This is a genomic window from Chloroherpetonaceae bacterium, assembly GCA_025056565.1.
Lineage (GTDB): Bacteria > Bacteroidota > Chlorobiia > Chlorobiales > Thermochlorobacteraceae > Thermochlorobacter.
In genome coordinates, this window is record JANWWA010000074.1 from 1 (window position 1) to 517 (window position 517).

2 protein-coding genes are annotated in these 517 nt (G+C 46.4%); both read left to right on the forward strand.

The genetic code is table 11. From position 1 onward, the window contains the following. Window positions 1-189, forward strand: a 189-nt coding sequence (locus NZM05_12740; protein ID MCS7014482.1) for an ATP-binding protein, incomplete at its 5' end; no start/stop codon positions are given. Between the two features lie 135 nt (window positions 190-324). Further along, window positions 325-517, forward strand: a 193-nt coding sequence (locus NZM05_12745; protein ID MCS7014483.1) for a response regulator, incomplete at its 3' end; no start/stop codon positions are given.

Below are 517 nucleotides of genomic sequence, written 5' to 3' on the forward strand. Positions count from 1 at the left end.
GAGCTGCAGAAGAAGATTTTTGAACCGTTCTTTACGACAAAAGAGGTTGGGAAAGGCACAGGATTAGGTTTATCTATTGTCTATGGCATTATCAAGAAGCATTCTGGACTAATTGAGTGCGAAAGCACAGTAGGCAAGGGAACAACCTTCCACATTTGTTTGCCGCTATACACCAAAAGTCAAGACTGAGGGAAAGGACGCTAGTATATCACTCTCACCTTACTGCTGCCTAAGGAGAGAGGCAAGTTGCGCAGCACACGCAAAAGTGAGAGCCATGCAAGTGCTGCGTAGTCTTTTGTCTTTCCACTAAATATACCCTGAACAATGACTATCTTAGTGATAGAAGATGACCGCTGTGTGCGCGAGACACTAGCGGAGATGCTAGTTGCAATCGGGCATAATGTGCTTTGTGCCGAAGATGGCTACGAGGGCATTCGGCTCTTTGAGCAGCAGATGAAGGTTGATGCCGTAATCTTGGATATGCGATTGCCCAAACTCTCAGGCGAAGAAACCTACC